This is a genomic window from Microbacterium sp. BF1 (assembly GCF_019279095.1).
Classification (GTDB): domain Bacteria; phylum Actinomycetota; class Actinomycetes; order Actinomycetales; family Microbacteriaceae; genus Microbacterium; species Microbacterium maritypicum.
On record NZ_JAGYWT010000369.1, the window covers coordinates 1 to 2492 of the forward strand.

Here is a 2492-nt window from a genome sequence, read left to right on the forward strand (position 1 = left end):
CCATGACCAGCCCGTTGAGCGCGAAGAAGACCTGCCCCGCCACCCCGTACTCGGCGACGTCGGTCGGCGTCCCGTACTGCGCGAGCACGTAGCGCTGCGAGCCCACCGCGATCGGGTACGTGACCATCTGGGCGAGCATCGGCCAGCCGACGTCCATGACCCGGACCCCGGGCACGCGACGCCAGCGCAGCAGCACCCGGAGGGCGTCCGGGATGAGCGGCGCCGTCGACCGCGTCACGAGCAGGAAGCCGATGATCGCCGTCAGCAGGGAAGCCGCGTACGAGGCGACGGCCAGGAACGAGTCGAAGTCGCGTCCGCCGAAGGTGAGCATGAGCCACACCCCGGCCAGGGTGACCGGCGAGATGAGGCCCTGCACGAGGATCACGAGATGATTGCGGCGCTGCCCGAGGAGGATGCGGAACCACACGCCGAGCGTCACGGTGAGGCTGAACAGCGTGATGCACAGGAAGGCGGCGAGCGGGGCGCCGGGGATCGCTCCCGCGTCGCCGAACAGCGCACGCCATCCGCCCGTCACCAGCAGAACGGTGTTGATGACCATGAGTGCCGAGGCGAACATCAGGAGGATGCGTCCGACCGAGGTCACCTGCAGTCGGAGCTTCCGGTCCGTGCGCACGTCATCGCTCGTCGCGACCGCGTTGACGAGCACCGCTCCGCTGCCGAGGTCGGTGAAGGTCAGCAGCGAGGGGATGGTGATCAGCAGCGTGTAGAGCGCGTAGTGATCGACGTCGGTCTCACCCAGGATCATCCGCGTCGTGATGACGCCGCACACGAGGGAGATGACCATCGTCACGGCGCGCGCGCCGAGAGCCAGCAACGAGTTCATGGCGGCTAACCGCGGGCGTTCCGTCGTGCGAGACGCGGGCGCAGGCCCTTGCCGCGCTCGTCGGTGTAGTACGGGTTCTTCGCGGCGCCGCGCACTCCGTTGAGCACGATCCCGACGACGGGCGTCCTGGTCGATTCGAGGGACGACAGCGCACGGGCGAGGTCGGTCCCCTTCGTGCGATTCGCCCGGACGACGAAGAGGGTGCCGTCGGCCATGGTCGACAGCCACAGAGCGTCGCTCACCGACAGCACGGGCGCCGTGTCCAGGATGACGTAGTCGTACTTCTCCCTTGCCTCGTCCACCACTCGGTGCAGTTCCCCGCTGGAGAGGAGCTGACCCGGGTTCGGCGGCTGGGCGCCGGCGGTGAGGATGTCGAGCCCGGGGCGTCCCCACTGCTGCACGGCCTCATCGAGCTCGATGTCGCCGATCAGCACCGTCGTCAGACCGACCGATCCTTCGAGCTGGGTGTATCGCGCGGTGCTGGGCCGACGCAGATCCGCCTCGATGAACAGGACGGAGCGTCCGCCCTCGGCCAGCGTCAGGGCGAGTCCGAGTCCGACCGACGACTTGCCCTCCTGCGCCGAGCACGAGGTGACCAGGATCACCCGACGGTTCTTGTCGACGTCGACGAACTTCAGGCTGGCCGACACCTGGCGCATCGCCTCGGCGACGCGGCCGTCCGGCTGTGCGCGGATGATGCGCGCCAGGGTCTGGTTGTCCGCCGCCTCGGGGATCTCTCCGAGAACGGGGACCTCGGTGATCTCCTCGAGCGCACCGGCGGTGGCGACCCTCGTCGCGAAACGCCGACGCAGGATCGCGAAGACGACGCCGGCGACGAGTCCGGCGGCGACGCCGAGCGCCACGTTGTTGCGCGTGTTCGGGGAGATCGGGACGGTGGGTGTCCGCGCGGGCGAGATCGTCTCGATGCGCACGGCCGGCTTCTCGTCGGCACCGAGCGGAGAGACGTTGCCGACCGCGACGGCGAGCTCGCTCGCGATCGCGTTGGCGGTCTCCTGCGCGCTCTCCCCGCTCGTGTCGGTGACGCCGATCTCGATCACGACGGTGTTGAGCGGCACGTTCACGTCGACCCGGCGGGCGAGCCGGTTCGGCGTCTCGTCCAGACCCACCTCTTCGATCACCGGGTCGAGAACGGTCGGCGAGACGACAAGGAGCGTGTAGGTCTGCACGAGGCTCTGCACGTAGTTCGACCCCTGCAGCAGCTCGCTCGTGCTCTCGCCGCGCGTCGGGATGACCATGACCTGCGCCTCGGCGCGGTACTCCGGGTCGACGAGCTGGGAGTAGCCGTAGGCGGCCCCGCCCCCGAGAAGCATGAGAACGATGATCACGACCCAGTGGCTCCTGAGCGACTGGAAGTAGTCCTGCAGTGTCATGTGTCCCCGTCCCCCTCGGCACGACTGCGCGATGGTCCGCGGTGCCTCACAGCACCCCATTATCGCCTATGTTGGAAGCGAGGGCCGGTGATGCCGGTTCCGCATCGAGGGGAACACGTGACGCACAGGCTCATCTTCGTCTGCGAGGCGAACATCTGCCGGTCGCCGCTGATGGAGCAGGCTCTCCGCGCGCGCGTCGGCGCGGAGTCCTGGGAGATCAGCAGCGCGGGCACGCGCGTCGGTCCGGGGGACCTGCC

1 protein-coding gene and 2 pseudogenes are annotated in these 2492 nt (G+C 68.9%); 1 reads left to right on the top strand and 2 read right to left on the bottom strand.

From position 1 onward, the window contains the following. Positions 1–844: pseudogene (locus KZA10_RS12180) on the bottom strand (hypothetical protein); the annotation flags it as partial. Positions 845–849: 5 nt separating this feature from the next. Continuing rightward, complete coding sequence (locus KZA10_RS12185) at positions 850–2235, bottom strand: polysaccharide biosynthesis tyrosine autokinase (RefSeq protein WP_218683007.1); 1386 nt, start codon at positions 2233–2235, stop codon at positions 850–852. A gap of 90 nt (positions 2236–2325) precedes the next feature. On the opposite strand from KZA10_RS12185, the pseudogene KZA10_RS18615 reads away from it, so the two are divergent. Then, positions 2326–2492, top strand: a pseudogene (locus KZA10_RS18615) (hypothetical protein); the annotation flags it as partial.

Bases quoted from the DNA above. Each gene is read 5' to 3' on its own strand.
- KZA10_RS12185 (WP_218683007.1), bottom strand. From the start codon at position 2,235: ATGACACTGCAGGACTACTTCCAGTCGCTCAGGAGCCACTGGGTCGTG.